12 protein-coding genes, 1 tRNA gene and 1 pseudogene are annotated in these 17,133 nt (G+C 40.5%); 4 read left to right on the top strand and 10 right to left on the bottom strand.

Going from position 1 to position 17,133, the window contains the following annotated elements; translation table 11 throughout:
* From AC5JL8_RS23670 to glcD, 7 genes and pseudogenes are all read right to left on the bottom strand, one after another.
* Nucleotides 1-250: pseudogene (locus AC5JL8_RS23670) on the bottom strand (hypothetical protein); the annotation flags it as partial.
* Nucleotides 251-373: 123 nt separating this feature from the next.
* Complete coding sequence (locus AC5JL8_RS23665; protein ID WP_495882120.1) at nt 374-517, bottom strand: hypothetical protein; 144 nt, start codon at nt 515-517, stop codon at nt 374-376.
* Nucleotides 518-641: 124 nt separating this feature from the next.
* Nucleotides 642-713, bottom strand: a tRNA-Lys gene (locus AC5JL8_RS23660).
* A 38-nt stretch (nt 714-751) separates the two neighbouring features.
* A complete protein-coding gene (locus AC5JL8_RS23655; protein ID WP_495882119.1) occupies nt 752-3,022 on the bottom strand; it encodes a PAS domain-containing sensor histidine kinase in 2,271 nt (756 codons plus the stop codon).
* Nucleotides 3,023-3,425: 403 nt separating this feature from the next.
* Nucleotides 3,426-3,995 carry a hypothetical protein gene (locus tag AC5JL8_RS23650; protein WP_495882118.1) on the bottom strand — a complete coding sequence of 190 codons (570 nt, stop codon included), beginning with the start codon at nt 3,993-3,995 and terminating at the stop codon, nt 3,426-3,428.
* Nucleotides 3,995-5,239: a glycoside hydrolase family 10-like protein gene (locus AC5JL8_RS23645; protein WP_495882117.1), complete on the bottom strand. Its 1,245-nt coding sequence runs from the start codon at nt 5,237-5,239 to the stop codon at nt 3,995-3,997. Before AC5JL8_RS23645 ends, AC5JL8_RS23650 begins: the two co-directional genes overlap by 1 nt.
* A gap of 326 nt (nt 5,240-5,565) precedes the next feature.
* Nucleotides 5,566-7,038, bottom strand: coding sequence for a glycolate oxidase subunit GlcD (glcD, locus tag AC5JL8_RS23640; RefSeq protein ID WP_495882116.1), 1,473 nt, complete (start codon nt 7,036-7,038; stop codon nt 5,566-5,568).
* A gap of 484 nt (nt 7,039-7,522) precedes the next feature.
* Between glcD and AC5JL8_RS23635 the strand changes: the two genes are divergently transcribed.
* Together AC5JL8_RS23635 and AC5JL8_RS23630 are read left to right on the top strand one after the other, a co-directional pair.
* Complete coding sequence (locus AC5JL8_RS23635; RefSeq protein ID WP_495882115.1) at nt 7,523-8,251, top strand: Uma2 family endonuclease; 729 nt, start codon at nt 7,523-7,525, stop codon at nt 8,249-8,251.
* 72 nt (nt 8,252-8,323) lie between these two features.
* The gene (locus AC5JL8_RS23630) at nt 8,324-8,665 is read left to right on the top strand and encodes a hypothetical protein (protein ID WP_495882114.1); all 342 of its coding nucleotides are present in this window, start codon (nt 8,324-8,326) and stop codon (nt 8,663-8,665) included.
* A 78-nt stretch (nt 8,666-8,743) separates the two neighbouring features.
* Here the strand turns inward: AC5JL8_RS23630 and miaA are convergent, their stop codons facing one another.
* Nucleotides 8,744-9,640, bottom strand: coding sequence for a tRNA (adenosine(37)-N6)-dimethylallyltransferase MiaA (miaA, locus tag AC5JL8_RS23625; protein ID WP_495882113.1), 897 nt, complete (start codon nt 9,638-9,640; stop codon nt 8,744-8,746).
* A 202-nt stretch (nt 9,641-9,842) separates the two neighbouring features.
* On the opposite strand from miaA, the gene gyrB reads away from it, so the two are divergent.
* The gene (gene gyrB / locus AC5JL8_RS23620; protein ID WP_495882112.1) at nt 9,843-11,780 is read left to right on the top strand and encodes a DNA topoisomerase (ATP-hydrolyzing) subunit B; all 1,938 of its coding nucleotides are present in this window, start codon (nt 9,843-9,845) and stop codon (nt 11,778-11,780) included.
* A gap of 1,882 nt (nt 11,781-13,662) precedes the next feature.
* Nucleotides 13,663-14,832: an RNA polymerase sigma factor RpoD gene (rpoD, locus tag AC5JL8_RS23615; RefSeq protein ID WP_495882111.1), complete on the top strand. Its 1,170-nt coding sequence runs from the start codon at nt 13,663-13,665 to the stop codon at nt 14,830-14,832.
* Between the two features lie 138 nt (nt 14,833-14,970).
* Here the strand turns inward: rpoD and AC5JL8_RS23610 are convergent, their stop codons facing one another.
* Nucleotides 14,971-15,150 (bottom strand): high light inducible protein, encoded by a 180-nt coding sequence (locus tag AC5JL8_RS23610; protein WP_495882110.1) that lies wholly within the window; start codon nt 15,148-15,150, stop codon nt 14,971-14,973.
* A gap of 677 nt (nt 15,151-15,827) precedes the next feature.
* A complete protein-coding gene (locus tag AC5JL8_RS23605; RefSeq protein ID WP_495882109.1) occupies nt 15,828-16,892 on the bottom strand; it encodes a cupin domain-containing protein in 1,065 nt (354 codons plus the stop codon).
* Between the last annotated feature and the right edge of the window lie 241 nt (nt 16,893-17,133).

The raw sequence follows: 17,133 nt of genomic DNA, 5'->3' as shown, positions 1-17,133 counted from the left end.
GATGAACGAGTCTTTGATACTCGTGAATGAGTCTTTGAGGTGGATGAACGAGTCTTTGAGCCTCGTGAATGAGTCTTTGAGGTGGATGAACGAGTCTTTGATACTCGTGAATGAGTCTTTGAGGTGGATGAACGAGTCTTTGATACTCGTGAATGAGTCTTTGAGGTGGATGAACGAGTCTTTGATACTCGTGAATGAGTCTTTGAGGTGGATGAATGAGTCTTTGATACTCGTGGAAGAGCCTCTGCATCTCATCCGCGGCTTCTTTGTTCCTTTCCCTTTAACCTTTTCTCTAATTAAAGAGTTTTTTTATGCTGTACGCAATTCTTCATAGCTCTATTGTGGTCAGCTACAATTCAGAGACAACCTGTATTCAATATTTGATGGGAGTGTAAAAAAAATCCTGAGTTTGTTGAGGCTGCGATCGCATCTGCTCATCTCTAATAACAGAATTCTCTGCTAGAGTGCGATCGTTATTGATGTACTTCGGGAAAAGGAGATTGACGAGATTATACAAACAGGCAATACCTTTCCATGTAAAACTTGGAAACGCCGTTATGCAACAATCGGTTAAGCTGGTTATTTCAAAAAGATTTAGCTAAAACTTTGGACTAACGCCACTTATGAAGTGTTAGTGGCAGTGGGTGACCTGAGATTCGAACTCAGAACCAGCGGATTAAGAGTCCGATGCTCTACCGTTGAGCTAGTCACCCACACGAAAAATGATTATAACAAATTGCTGGCGGGTTTGCTAGTACAGTAGCTCACAAAATAGTTCTGGTTTGGGGAATTTGACGATGAAGGTTGTTTGTCCGGCTGCACTTTCTACGTGAATTGAGCCGCCTAGATGTTTGACCATTTTCTGCACTAATGCCAGTTCCAATCCTGTGCCACTATGTTTCCAGGAATCGTTTTTAGTAAGGTGATAGAACGGCTCGAAAACTCTTGAAAGTTGCTCGGCAGGAATTTCTAATCCAGAGTTGTGGAAACTAATCTGCACCATATCTGCTACCAACCCAGCTGATACTGTAATTGCCTGACCCCCAGGTGTGTATTTGCAGACATGGTTTAATAGTTCTGTGACAATCCGCTCTAAATCTGTGATATCTGTTTCTAAAAGCGGCAGTTCAGGTTGAATATTCAAGTTTAACTGCTGTCGTTGACAGGCGGCGACTTCTTGAAAAGACTCGACAATTGGGGGAAGCCACGTTTGTAAGTCAATGGCAATTAAAGTTTGAGTATCGGGTGCGGCTTGTGGATGTGTAAATGTGAGCAAGTCGTTAATTAACTTACTGCTTCGTTCACACTCGTTATGTAGAATCTGCAACAGTTGTGGAACTATATCTTTATCCAGTAGCTCCTCTAGTATGAGAAAACTTTCGAGGGTTTGGGCTGCAAGGCTAATACTAGTTATGGGTGTACGCAGTTCATGAGCGAGGGTGCGGAGAAATTCGCTTTTGAGTCCTGCAACTGTTCCTAGTTCTCTAACCTGCGTTTGGGTAGTTTCATAAAGTCTAGAACCACGAATAGCGATCGCACATTCATTTGCTATTTGCTGCACTAGCTCAATTTCAAATTCATCAAATTGCTGTTGTGTTGGACGGATCAGCCAGATATTACCGATAATTCCCTGTCCATCAAAAATGGGATAAGCTATCTGAGCGATCACTCGCAATTTCGGCTGCCATCCCGGAATAATTTCCATAGAATGCAGAGGTTGTTTTTGCAACAGTCGTTGATAAACTTCGGGGAAGTCTGCAAGGTGTTTAATCAATCCTTGACACGAGGGTTCGCTATTAGTGTATTCATAGGCGATCGTTGTCAGTTTATAGTCACTGCTATAAAGTTCGATTTGGCAACGATCAGCTTTGAGTAATTGTGCTAATTCTTGAGTTACTGTTTGCAAAATTGAAGTTTCATCAAGGCGATCGCGGATTTGCTCAGTGATGCGTCGCGCCAAAGCTTGAAAGTCTTGAATTTTTTGTAACTCGGCTGTGTACTGCTGCATTTGCAAATCCAGCTTGGCTTTGAGGTTTTGTACCTGCTGCTGAAGTTCTGCTTGCTGGGCTGCAATTTCGATTTGGGTTGCTAGATGCTTGAGCAAGTCAATTTCTGTATCTTGCCATTGATGCGGTTTCAAGCAATGTTGGGCAATTAATAACCCCCATAAATTCTGCTGTAAAACAATCGGCACAATTAAATTAGCTCTCACCTGCAATGAAGCGAGAAAATCTCTTTGACAAGGATGCAACCCAGCTGCATAAATATCTTCAATAACTTGAATCCCGCCGCGTCTGTAGCGTTCTCGATGTTTAGTGCTGAAGCAGGGATCTTGAATATTTTTTCCTAACAGTGGGCTGCTAATCACAGTTGATTCGGCAATGATTACCCCACTACTATCAGGCTGAAAGCGGTAAACCATTACGCGATCGCACTCTAGCAAAGGCCGAATTTCTTTGACTATCTGATGCAGAATTGGATCTAAATCTTGTGATTTGCGAATTTGTTGAGCGATCGCTGCTAACAGTTGCTCACGTTCTGCTTGCAGTTTTCTTCCTCGTTCTGCTTGTTTAGCAGCAGTAATATTGTTGCTAGTGCCAATTAACCGATATATTCTAGATTTAGCATCTCGTAGTGGCGTTAAAGTCGTAATCCACCAAGTAGGAATTCCTTGAAATTGCAAACATTGTTCATAGGAAATCGTTTTACCAAAGCGCACACAGTCGCTATAGTGCTGACGCACCTTGGCAGCATCGATTGGTGAAAGGATATCTTCTGGCCTTTTACCTTTAAGATCCTCTGAGCAGATTCCTACCCATCTTTCATGAGTTGGATTGAGCGCTACATACCGAAAATCTCCGTCTTCTAGAACATCGACCACAAAAATCGATGCCTGCACAGAATCGTACATACTCAGTAGAAACTGCTCACCACTACTTTTATCACCTAAGTCTTCTTTGAAGATAAAGTAAGGAGATGATAGTTGTGTCAACTCTACAATTGATTCAGATTGATTATTCATGCGAGAGTCCCTGTCTGGTGTTACTGACTCATCTAGGCGCTCTCTGTTATCGTTACGGTGGTAAGAATGCTCCTTAGCGCCTAAAGCAAAGGATTGTCAGCCTTTATTATCGATATTTGTGTCTTTCTCGATTTCTAATTAGAAATCTCGGAAAGTGTATAAAAGTATGCTTAACAAATCCTGCTCGTTGAAGACGAAAATGCATTGGCAGGCTAGTTCAAACTTACTTGAAATTTATTGGTAACATTTTCTTAAGAATTTTGCATATATCTTAAGTAGAATCAAGTAATCTATTAATAATTTCTGACAAAACTTAATACAATTGGGGTGAAGTATTCAAAGCAAGCAGAAACAAGTTATCTACTTAAATTAAAGCTTACCAGCCAGAGGCCGAAACAGGAAGTTACTTAAACAATTTATAAGCGTTAATCCCTGTGAGGAAAGCAACTACCAACCAAGTGATTGCTAATCCCACGACTTCGCCGAAAAATAATTGTGTGAGTTGGCGTAAAATGATTCCGGCAATAGAACCAATCGGTATGGCAATTGCCCAACTTGCGGCACTAATAAATATCCATCGCCAGGCTGTAGGGTTTGGCTGATAAATCGCCAACCATTGAGCAAATCCAATCCCAAAGCCGCCAATTGCGCCATAAAACGCTCCTGAGATGATTCTTTGGGGAAACAGCTCAGTTGTAGGTACAATCCAACCCACAGCACCAACACCAATAACGGTAATTACAAGCCAAGCCACAATGGTGAACAACACCCACCTAAGATAAAAGATGCTATGTCTGAGAATCAAACCTTGAGACAAAGCGATCGCCAGCCCACCGATAACCGCCTGGGGAATACCAACATCTGACTTTTCGCCAATTTCAATTAAAAACAAACTCACCAAAAAACCGCTAAGAGTAGCTACAACCCACTGTAATGTAAAGCTAAATTCAGTTTTGGTAGGCGCGAATAACATCAAATTTTCTTTGGTAGTAACAATGGTCTTGTAGCTTTGGTATTAAACATTTCTAGAAAAACCCTGCGCCGCGTATGGGGTGATTCCGGTGAGATGTAACCCCACAAACTCTCCCAGTAGAAAAAAGAGATTCCGGGAAATTTGCGATCGCGTACTGCTTCAACCTGTTCTCTAATTTGTGCTATTTCCACAGGATCGCGTAGAGTTCCTGTTGATATACCAATTCCTACAGGAATTTGACTGCGAGCAAATTCTACAGATGGCTTTTCTAGTTCAGCAATAAAACTGTTTTTGTCATCTCGATATACCTGCAAAATTAACTCATCCACCAGGCCTTTTTTAATCCAATCCTCCCAGTTTTGTAGGTAATACTTATAAGCAAAAGCTTGAGAGTTGGGAGATAGAGAGATTTTGACATGAGGTTTAACCGCTTTCACCGCTTGATAAATTTCTGCCATGAAATAAGTAATTTTATCTGCTCGCCAACGCATCCATTCTGGGTCAAAAGGATTACTTGGAGGCCTTTTACCTTGATGTTCTTGCTGATAGAGTTCGATAGTAAAGGAATCATAACCAAACTGCACTGGCATCCCAAAATGGTCATCAAGCTGGATGCCATCCACATCGTAATTACTGACTACTTCCACAATTAACTCTTGGATAAACTCTTGAACTTGCGGATGTAGAGGATTTAGCCAAGCTTGCTTACTAATATAACTATTGTCAATTTCCTCAGGTGGGATTTCTTTGAGAGATTTTATACCTTCTTTCCCAATTGTCAACCAGTCAGGATACAGCCTTGCTAATTCTGAATTAGGCGGCGTCATGAAGCCGTATTCAAACCAAGGGACAACACTTAAACCTTTAGGTTCAGCTAGTTGAATAAACTTGTCTAAAACATCTCTTCCACCATGCATGAATTTGAGCAAAGGTTGAGTATCTGAACCTATAACTCTTGCGGCTACTGCGCTCTTATAAAAAGTCTGCCCTCTATTCCAAACTACAGGATAAATAGTATTAAAATTGAGTGCCGAAAGTTGGTTTACAGCGCGGTTAATACCCCAAGGCATAAATAATACACCACTGGCAACATTAGTTAGCCAAACGCCACGAATTTCTGTTGTGGTTGGAGGACTTGCTTTTTGGTAATAACTTGAGAGTGAAGGAAGCGACAATACTATTAAGCATAGTACTAATTCCAAACATAGCAAGTAACAGAAACAACGGCTAGCAAACCGATTCATTTATGGGTTTGACTTTGTTTTGAAGGAATAGAAGGATTAATATACTTACCAAATAAATCGCAAACCTCCGGATTATGTGGAGGAATGATGATTTATTACTAATACACGAAAAAGCAAATAAATATTTTATGTTCTCGCACTTGAGCAATAATTACATTTTTTCAACTTTTGAGTATAGCAAACCTAACCTTTACTTTTTCAGTCATACTATACAAAAAAAGCCTGGGGTAGCAGGCTTGTCTACTATATAGTATGCACAGGCAGAACTAGTGTCTATATAAGCTGAATGGTCAATAAACTTCAATAAGTATTTCTACTCTGAGTGACTAAAATTTTTCAATTCCTTCAAATTGCTTGAGACTTGAGCTACTTGCTGCTTCACCACAAGTACGCGGTGTAGGAAATAACTTCTCAGGATTTGCCAATCCTTTAGGATTAAATACTTGTCGTACCCATTGCATCGTTTCTAAATCAGTGGGGCTAAACATCTCTGGCATATAACACTTCTTTTCTTCACCAATGCCATGTTCGCCAGAAATACTACCACCGACTTTGACACAAAGCTTAAGAATTTTTGCACCTAATTCTTCAACTTCATGTAAAGCTCCAGGCACAGAATTATCATAAAGAATTAGCGGATGAAGATTACCATCTCCAGCATGAAATACATTGGCTACACGGTAACCATATTGTTGACTTAATGACTCAATTTCTTGAAGCACATAGGGTAATTGAGTCCGAGGAATCACACCATCTTGTACATAATAATCTGGGCTTAAATGTCCGGCAGCCGCAAAAGCAGCTTTGCGTCCTTTCCAAAGTTTTAATCGAGTTTCTGGATCGCTAGCAAATGTGACATTACGCGCTCCATTTTTTTTACAAATTTCCACAACTCGCTGTTTATTGCCTGCAACTTCTACTTCTAAGCCATCAATTTCTATTAGCAAAATCGCAGTAGCATCGCGGGGATAACAATTTGTAGCTACAACATCTTCAACAGCATTAATACTAAAGTTATCCATCATTTCCATACCACCAGGAATAATTCCCGCACTGATGATGTCGGAAACCGTTGCCCCAGCAGCTTCGATGCTAGTAAAGTCTGCTAAAAGCACACAAATTGATTCTGCACTTTTGAGAATTCGTAGTGTAATTTCTGTGGCGATACCTAAAGTCCCTTCTGAACCGACAAATAAACCGGTTAAGTCATAACCAGGCATTTCAGGAATTTGTCCTCCCACATCGACAATCGAACCATCAGGAAGCACTAATTTCAATCCCAAAACGTGATTGGTTGTGACACCATACTTGAGGCAATGCACCCCGCCAGAGTTCTCGGCAATGTTGCCCCCAATAGAACAAATAATTTGGCTAGAAGGATCGGGAGCGTAGTAAAATCCAGCACCGCTAACAGCTTGTGTAACCCAACTGTTAATAACTCCTGGCTGAACAACAGCCCGCTGATTTTCCAAATCAATGCTGAGTATTTGCCGCATTAAAGAGGTGACAATCAAAACTGAGTTTTCCCCAGGTAACGCACCGCCAGATAAACCAGTGCCAGAACCACGGGCGATGAAAGGAATAGAGTATTGATTGCATATCTTCACCACCTCGGCAACTTGTTCTGTATTTCTTGGCAGCACAACTAGCGCAGGGCGTTGGCGATAAGCAGTTAAACCATCGCATTCATAAGTAATCAGTTCTTCACGGCGTTGTACCACGCCATTTTTGCCAAGAACAGCCTCAAAAGCTTTGATAATAGGTTTCCAGTTACGTTGTTGTTTATCTTGGGTAAGCATATTGCCAGAATGATTAAGTGTGTAGATGCACTACGATTTGCCGCAGTTTAGGATGAAGTCTGAATTGTAAAAAGTAATTTTGTTAATTAAATCCTATCTGGATCTACTGCCATTCTCGCAATTTAGCAGCTAATTTTGCTGCACATTCCTCAACCTGTTGTCGTTGTGCTTGTTCTTCCCTAATCAAATCTTCCACAATTGGTGTTGAGGTATTTGTTATAAGGCGAACGTGGATGCAGGGATATCTAAATCTTCAGCTAGGTAGGTTTCACCAAAGCCGCCTTGTCCCAATTGCTCGATAATTTGGTAACGCTGCCGTAAGATTTTGCCAATCATTGAAATCATGCTGCATAAATTATTCTGTAAATATTGGCACAACTAACTTAAGCTTACCGTCGTATATACACGGTAGAAAACTGGCGATCGCACTTTCAAACTTAATCAACTAAGCTATAAATAACGCTCTTAAATAGTGGATAAAGTCATGGTTGAGCAACTTTTAATCAATGATGATAATTACTACGTACCAGATGCCAACCAGCTAGTCACCGAAGATGATACGCCTGTGGATAATTTTGCCTCTGAAAAACAACAACGCCTTTTGGTTGGCTCCCTTTACAGTTCTAAACAGCAGCAAACTTTATTAGCAGCAGCTAATGTAGGCATTTATCACGCCTACAAACAGCCTGCTATTGTACCTGATGTCTTTGTGAGTTTTGATGTTGAAGTCCCTGAAAACTGGTGGGAAAAACAAAATCGTTGTTATATGCTTTGGGAGTTTGGTAAACCGCCAGAAGTAGTAATTGAAATTGTCTCTAATAAAGAAGGTGATGAATTAAGTAAAAAGCTAAATATTTATGAACAAATGCGAGCCAGTTACTATATCGTATATGATCCTAACCAACAGCTAGGAGAAAAAATATTGCGCGTTTATGAACTAAGAGGAAGACGCTACTTTGAAACTTCAGAAACGTGGCTTGAACAAGTTGATTTAGGTGTAACTCTTTGGGAAGGTAAATTTGAAGGCAGACAAGATGTCTGGTTACGCTGGTGTTCTCAAAATCATACTGTTTTAGCAACTGGAGATGAACTTGCTCAACAAGAAAGACAACGCGCTGAACAAGAAAGACAACGTGCTGAACAGGCTGAACAACGCGCTCAATTATTAGCAGAAAGACTTCGAGCTATGGGTGTAGATCCCGACAATCTCTAGGAACCTTTTACAGGCATGATAGAGAAACAAATAAGACAGAGATGATGCAATGAGTAATTTGATTTATCGAGTGTGGAATTTTTTCCTATTCCTGGAATCATTCCAATTCAATACAGATTTTCGAAGGAAAAGCATATTAGTGAAACTATTTTCAAAGGAAGTTTAGTTCAACTCTCAGCCAAAGGCGCTAAGGTTCGCTCTGAGAATGTAGCAAAAGATTCTATACCGCCTGTACAGACTAATCTCAAGCTCAACTTATTGGGACAAAATATACCAGCGGAACTTCAAGAAGATATATATGCCAAAGTTATAGATAAAGCAGCAGAAAATGGCAATTTTTATATCCATTTCTCTGCTAAATCTCCAGCTATCCAAGCGAGATTAGATGCTCTGTACCAATCAATAAAAGCTTAAAATTTTTGTCTAAATATTAATTTTAATTAATTTGTTTTTTTCGATTTAATAGCAAATATTACTTATGTTCATACCCTATCAAATACCAGTAAACTCCTGCACACGCCGCCAAACATTCTCTAATAAATCAGGATCATCTGCATTAAACCATTCAATTTGTGGATATGCTCGAAACCAAGTACGTTGACGTTTAGCAAATTGCCTTGTATGCAAAACTATTAATTCTTTCGCTTGCTCCAAAGAAATTTCTCCGGTTAAATATTGCCGGATTTCTTGATAACCCAGAGTATTTAATAAAGTTAAATCAGCGCCATATTTTTGACACAGAAAATCCACCTCAGCTACTAAACCATTTGCTATCATTTGCTCAGTGCGTTTATGAATGCGATCGCCTAACCGCTCAGAATCGCAATCTAAACCAATTTGCAAAATCGGATAATTCGGTGGATTTTCTCCTTGTTGTTCCGAAATGGGGATGCCAGTCACGTAATATACTTCTAAAGCTCTTAAAGTCCGTACTGGATCATGAGGATGAATTTTTTGGGCAGCAGCTGGGTCAACTTGTTGCAACATAGCGTAAAGTTGAGTTTGGCCTAGAGATTCGAGTTGCGATCGCAACTCTTTATGTGGTGGAACTCTGGGAATCTTCATGCCTTGAACAATAGAACGTATGTATAAACCAGTACCTCCAACTAATAACATTGGGGAAATAGGAATAGAAGCAATGAAGGCTTGCGCTTGTTCCTGGTAATCTGCTACCGTCATCGTGTCTGTGGGGTCACAGATATCTATTAAATAGTGGGGCACTAATTCTTGTTCCGCTACTGTTGGTTTAGCCGTACCGATATCAAATTCGCGGTAAACTTGGCGGGAATCTGCACTGAGAACGACAGAACCCAAACGCGTAGCTAAAGCCAATCCCAAACTTGACTTACCCGTTGCCGTTGCTCCACAAATTACAACCAATCTAGTCATTAGTCATTATTTATTAATATATTTAGTTATTTTGCCATTCCTCACGCCTCATGCCATTTCTACTAAGGGGTTGCAGCCCCTATATAAACTTCTCACAAAAATGCCCTAGAGACGTCATTAAGGCTTTTGTGTTAGAATTTTGGAGTGTTTTGCCTTTTACATATTTTAGGCGAGTTCAACCCCACGCATCAGGAGAATTTTCATGACGAGCAGTTACAGTGCCGATCAGATTCAAGTTCTGGAAGGTCTGGAAGCCGTCCGCAAACGACCAGGGATGTACATCGGTTCCACTGGCCCAAGAGGACTCCACCATTTAGTTTATGAGGTGGTGGACAATTCTATTGATGAGGCTTTGGCAGGTCACTGCACTCATGTGGAGGTGGATCTCAACGCTGATGGTTCTGTGTCCGTAACAGATGATGGTCGGGGCATTCCTACTGATATTCACCCAAAAACGGGTAAATCGGCACTGGAGACAGTGTTAACCGTACTGCACGCCGGAGGTAAGTTTGGCGGTGGTGGCTACAAAGTTTCTGGAGGATTGCACGGGGTTGGGATTTCTGTTGTTAACGCCTTATCTGAGATTGTTGAAGTTACAGTTTGGCGAGATAAAAAGGTTCATCTCCAGCGCTATGAACGAGGCGTCCCAGTTACCGAACTGCAAGCCAAGCCCTACAAAGAAGCTAGAACAGGAACTTCTGTCACCTTCAAGCCAGATACTCAAATTTTTACCAATGGTATTGAGTTTGATTACATAACTTTAGCAGGTCGCCTACGGGAACTAGCATATTTAAATGCAGGCGTCAAAATTACATTTACTGACCACCGCTTGGAACTGCTAAAAAGCGATACACCTAAGATAGAGACCTATGAATATAAAGGTGGTATCAAAGAGTATATCGCCTACATGAACCGCGAGAAGCAGCCACTGCATGAAGAAATTATCTATGTGCAAGGCGAACGCAGCAATGTACAAGTAGAAGTGGCCTTGCAGTGGTGTACTGATGCTTATACAGATAACGTGCTGGGCTTTGCTAATAATATTCGTACAGTTGACGGTGGTACGCACCTGGAAGGTTTGAAGGCGGTTTTGACTCGGACATTAAATGCGATCGCCCGCAAACGCAATAAAATTAAAGAAAATGAACCTAACCTCAGTGGCGAACACGTCCGCGAAGGTTTGACAGCAGTTATTTCTGTTAAAGTCCCTGATCCTGAATTTGAAGGACAAACCAAAACTAAACTTGGTAATACAGAAGTCCGAGGAATTGTTGATTCTCTAGTAGGAGAAGTTCTCACCGAATATCTAGAATTTCGTCCTGGTGTCGCCGATGCAGTTTTAGATAAAGCCATCCAAGCTTTTAAAGCCGCAGAAGCTGCGCGTCATGCACGGGAGTTAGTGCGACGAAAATCGGTGCTGGAATCTTCGCCTTTGCCTGGAAAATTGGCAGATTGTAGTTCTCGCGATCCCAGCGAATCGGAAATCTTCATTGTGGAAGGGGATTCAGCAGGTGGTAGTGCCAAACAAGGACGCGATCGCCGCACCCAAGCGATCCTCCCCCTACGCGGTAAAATCCTCAATATTGAGAAAACCGACGACGCTAAAATTTACAAAAATAATGAAGTTCAATCGTTAATCACCGCACTTGGTTTGGGAGTCAAAGGCGAGGAATTTGATCCTTCCCAACTGCGCTATCACCGCATTGTGATTATGACTGACGCTGACGTCGATGGAGCGCATATCCGTACACTCTTGTTAACATTCTTCTATCGGTATCAGCGATCGCTTATTGAACAAGGCTTCATCTATATTGCTTGTCCCCCACTATATAAATTAGAACGGGGTCGTAGCCATGATTACTGCTATAGCGATCGAGAACTGCAACAAAAAATTGCTACATTTCCCAGCAATGCCAACTACAACATCCAACGCTTCAAAGGACTGGGTGAAATGATGCCAGAACAACTCTGGACAACGACAATGAACCCAGAAACCCGCAAAATGAAGCAAGTGGAAATTGAAGATGCCGCCGAAGCTGATCGCATTTTCACCATTTTAATGGGCGATCGCGTTGCACCTAGGCGAGAATTTATCGAAACCTATGGCTCCAAACTCAACTTAACGGATCTGGATATTTAATAGTAGTTTCTCTCACTACTCTCCTGTCCTAAAAAGTTGGTTATTAGTAATGAGTAATTGGTAGTGGGTGATAGTACAAACCTATCACCCATTTTCTTTTTTATACTTTATATTTTAAAAAATGCTGATTTCTGTTAATAATTCCCTAAATTTCATGTTTCCTATAATCACGATGTTTTCCACAAACACCACTGCCAATCAATGTTTGGCATAACTAGCACGGTCAGTAGGCAGTCATGGACGTTTTCAAAACTTAAGGGATTACCTCTAGCCAGTTGACATACCGACAAGTTAAAACACTTGAGAATAGTTCTGTTAACGGTTGATCGTGCCAGCAACACAATCATCGTCAACAATGCTAAGGTAACTTAGGCAAATATTCCCGCTAGCAATAGCATCACTAACATATTTGATCAGGTAATTCTGTCATCAAATTTCCAACTTAGCCCGAAAATTAACCACACAGCATAGTAGTTCAGCAAAGTTAAGACTCACCAGTTGAAATTAGGAGGAAGTCACCGTTTCAAGGTAGACGAGGTTTATATATTTTCGACAGATTAGAATTGCTTAATAAAAATATACAATTGTTAATCTCAAAGATGGAAAAGTTTCTCTGCCAGTGTGTGCATAATCATACACTTTTGTCAACAGCACTGTTTAGTATTGCAGTAATTGAGTATTCGCTAATATTTTAGCTTCGCGTTGAGTTAAATAAGGCGTACAAGTCATAATCTATGGCTTCCAATAGCTATTGCTCGCAAGCAAGGAGCGAGCGTATTTGTTATTGTTGAAGAACAAAACTCAAGAATTATCTAGTAAACGGGTATTTGGTAAGTGGCTTGAGAATTAACTATTCAAAATATGGCTTTGATTTTATGTAATTAATGGTATTAAAATTTACTTAAAGATGTTTTAAAAGTCAGTGTTTAACTAAACCTATAAATTCTTTAACTTCAGCAGGAAAATTATTGCTAGTCTGAATGTCAAATCCTTAATGTATTGATTAAAATATCGTTGTATACAATAGGAAAAGTTTGTCAAGTTTCATAAGGCTGAAATCTCAGCAGTGCGCTAACGTGTGAATAAGACCAATTAGTTAAATCTAAATTGATCTGCCATCAGGCTCATTCTGCCACAACTTTAACTCCTCAGTTAAAGTTATTGGCAAACAAAAGACAGAGTGTCTAAAGGCAAACACCATCCTACTTGCTGCATCTATAAACGAGAATTACCCTTTTAGCTTCACGAACTGAGTAATTTATGAAGGAAATGTAAAAATGAGTGCGCTAATGCTTCTCGTTTGAGTTAATATAAAATGCGCTGTTTCTAAGTAATTAATGTTGTGCATTCTACTTGGAATAGTGTGTGGGCAGGTGTACCTACCTTTTAATCTAAAGTCAATGCCACTGCAATTACAAAAAGATTCAGAAAAGATTTAAAGCTATGACTACCGTTTTGAAGTTCTTTTTGATATTAGTGGCTTTACTCAGTTTAAGGACTACAAGATTAACACACAAAAAGAGTGCAATTTCTGTGAAACAGGCTACAATCGGAACAGTCTTTACGGAAGAATCTGCCAACAGTCATAATTAATTTGACTGTAGAGGTAAATTTTCTTGATCAAGACACGTCTTTTTTTGACCAATCAGTTAAAGGTGGTATGCGAAAGCAATACCCATAGCATTTACTAAGGTGAACAAGTCAGCTATAACAGCGATTTCCATACTTAGTAATAAACTCCTCCAAAGGAGTGGTAAAAGTCCCGAAAATGTTTAAGACAAATTAGTCAAAACAATATTTTCGGTTGTAAACTAGCTCACTTAATAAGAGCAGTAAACACGTCTTGAGTAATTGATTCTGCAAGGAGCATGAGGAACGCGGCATGAACCAGGCTAACAACGTACTCGAAAGCATTTTTCAGCCTGACCTAGAAATAATGAATCAGCCTGAGCTCGAGTTAGAAGAACTCTTAATCGACGATGAAGAGGAGTTGATTACCGATGATGGCGAAATTGATGAATTTTTAGAGCCTCAGTCTGATGAGGACGACGCAAAGTCTGGAAAAGCCGCTAAATCGCGTCGTCGGACACAAAGCAAGAAAAAGCACTATACAGAAGATTCAATTCGGCTTTACTTGCAAGAAATTGGTCGAATTCGTTTGTTGCGGGCAGACGAAGAAATTGAATTGGCGCGTAAAATCGCAGATTTATTGGAATTAGAAAGGGTACGGGAAAGACTTTCAGAACAGTTGGAACGCGATCCTAAGGATAGTGAATGGGCAGAAGCTGTGCAATTACCATTGCCAGCGTTTCGCTATCGCCTCCATGTTGGTCGCAGGGCGAAGGATAAGATGGTGCAATCTAACCTGCGTCTTGTAGTTTCAATTGCCAAGAAATACATGAATCGTGGCTTGTCATTCCAAGACTTAATTCAAGAAGGTAGCCTTGGCTTGATTCGTGCTGCTGAAAAGTTCGATCATGAAAAAGGTTATAAGTTTTCTACCTACGCTACATGGTGGATTCGTCAAGCGATTACCAGGGCGATCGCAGATCAATCTCGGACTATCCGTCTTCCAGTTCACTTATACGAAACTATCTCTCGGATCAAGAAAACCACTAAACTGCTCTCTCAAGAAATGGGCCGTAAACCCACCGAAGAAGAAATTGCCACTCGCATGGAAATGACTATTGAGAAGCTGCGGTTTATTGCTAAATCTGCTCAGTTACCCATCTCACTAGAAACCCCCATTGGGAAAGAAGAAGATTCTCGGTTGGGCGATTTTATTGAATCTGATGGTGAGACTCCAGAAGACCAAGTTTCCAAAAATCTCCTACGCGAAGACCTAGAAAAAGTCCTTGACAGCCTCAGTCCCCGCGAACGAGATGTTCTTAGATTACGCTACGGTTTGGATGACGGTCGGATGAAGACCCTAGAGGAAATTGGGCAGATTTTTAACGTTACTCGTGAACGAATTCGCCAAATTGAGGCGAAAGCACTCCGCAAGTTACGCCACCCGAATCGTAACAGTGTCCTTAAAGAATATATTCGTTAGGGAATAGTCAATGGCCATGAGTTGTTAACTTTAAGTCAATACCTCCTGGCCAAAGATAAGTGTCAAATAAATAAAATACCTGGGAATGATATTCATTTCCAGGTATTTTGATTTTTACTTAATTTTGTATTTTAAGACTTAGAGAATGCCCCAAAAATGTAAGAAGCCTTGACCAGAAAACAGCTCAATTAAAGCAGCTGCTAAAAAGCCGATCATTGCCAAGCGACCATTCCAAATTTCTGCTTGTGGGGTAAAACCCCAACGCCAAGCATTGCGATCTTCAACTACAGGAGCAGTAATTCTTGTTGTGTCTGTCATGATTGGCACTCCAAACAGGCTTTACTAAGGTTTGTTAGCTTATGTAAACTAATATAACAATTATTTTCATAAATGAAATAGTTTATTTGTATTTTTGTTAATAAAGCTTGACTTCAATAGCCTCAACAGATGTAAATTTTATCTTTAAATATATCAACGTCTAAGTATAGCTACTGACGTTTAAAGAGCTTTTACAGACTTTCATTATTATAAGAAATTATAGCTATTGAAAATATTTAGCAATTATTTTATTTGGCTTACCACTTTGCTTTCAAGTGTGAGCGATAAATTCACAGTTAAAAAGCTCGGAACTTACGCGCTCAGATCCCCCGAACCCTTAAAAAGGGAGCTTTAGAGATTCCCTTTTTTTAAAGCTATAGTGTACACACATCTTTAGTCAGGATGCAAAACGCCGTCTGATCGCTGCTAGAGGGGATCTATTTTTTAGGCTTCAGTGCGTAAGTCCTAAAGCTGGAAGCTAAATTAAAAAAAGCCTGTCTTTACAGGCTTTATTAAGTTTATCTTGATAGATAACTGCTATTACCCATGAAAGATAGACGTGCAGGGGAGTCTATTTTTTAGAAAAATAGCATTTGATGAATAGCCTAGAGCAAAAATACTCAGTTAGCACCAGGCAATCCTCATCTCTTATTTCTGTTCTAAGTTTTAAGTGTATGCTAATTAGCTTCAATCTTAACTGCTTGCTTTCGTTTGCTGGGGTACTTTTTGCGTAATACCCCCAGCCCCAAAGCAACAACAACCAGTGAGGGTATTAAAGTAGGTTCAGGAACAGGAGTTGTTATTGAGAAAGACAGCAATTTTGCTGCCGTTAAACCTGCGTTCATTAATGAGTAGGGCGTATTGGGAGCAATGTAGACAGCACTTCCAGCGACCAACTCTTCGACATGATTTCCCAGTTGAAACGCAAAACCTGAACTTAGAGCGTAGAACAATTGACCATCACTACTTTGGGTCTGCAACGGCATCTCCAATTCCGGCTCTAGCGACAAAATTGCAGCCGAGAACCTGCCTGCGGTAGTCTGCTCTTTAGTTACTAAAGAAGTAACTGGCCCGACTTGTTGTTGTGATTCCACCACTACAAAATCCTTCGCTCCAGGATTGGTAACGGGGAGCGAAAATTGGATTTTAGCGAACTCTTCAGGGTATTGCTGGACTATGTTGTCATAGGTAAAGTCTGGGCCACCGGGGCCGATTTGTTTGGGACGACCTATGAACCTAAAGAAGTTTTCGATCCCTCCTGGAGCAAAGAATGACAGTGTACTAACCGTTTCTGTACCTTGGTTGCTAAATGAGTGGGGGCGACCTTGAGGAAGGTAAACAAAGCCTCCTGGTCCCGCAGTCAAATTGGTCTCTACATTGTCGTTTATTTGCAAAACTGACAAGTTTCCACTCAGGACGTAGAATACTTCGTCATCTCTATGGTGAGTATGTGGTATCGTCCCGCCCCCTGGGGGAATCAAAAAATTAAATAGCGTTGACGTACCTTGAGTTTGTTTGCTGTCTACCAAAATATTGTATAGACCACCTGAAGGCTCGTAATACCCCTCAATATTTGGATCTGGTGGCACTACTAGGTAATCTTTAACTACTGGTCTATTCGATTGGCGATGAGGTAATTCTCCGTCAAAAGTATGACTTGCACGTACAGGTTCTAACCCCAAACAAGAAGCAGAAAATGCTGCTCCGGCGATGACCATTGATAACTTTTTCATTGCAGCCATAGGTATGTGTTGTTGGTATTTGCTTTTATACACTTGCAGTTTGCATACATTAGAACTGTCTTGAAAGCTTCTTTGTGAGCCAAGCTTAAGGTAAGATTAAATAAGAAGGTATGGGTCGTGGTATGCTAAATATTTTTCTAAAAAAAAGTAACTTTATTTAGCGAAACGCACGAAGTAGAGGTAATCAGAAAACTTTCCACTGTACCGCAAAAGGCTGTTTTTAGATGTGTGCAGCTAATTT

Source organism: Mojavia sp. (genome assembly GCF_059505145.1).
This window is presented reverse-complemented; position numbering and strand designations above follow the sequence as displayed.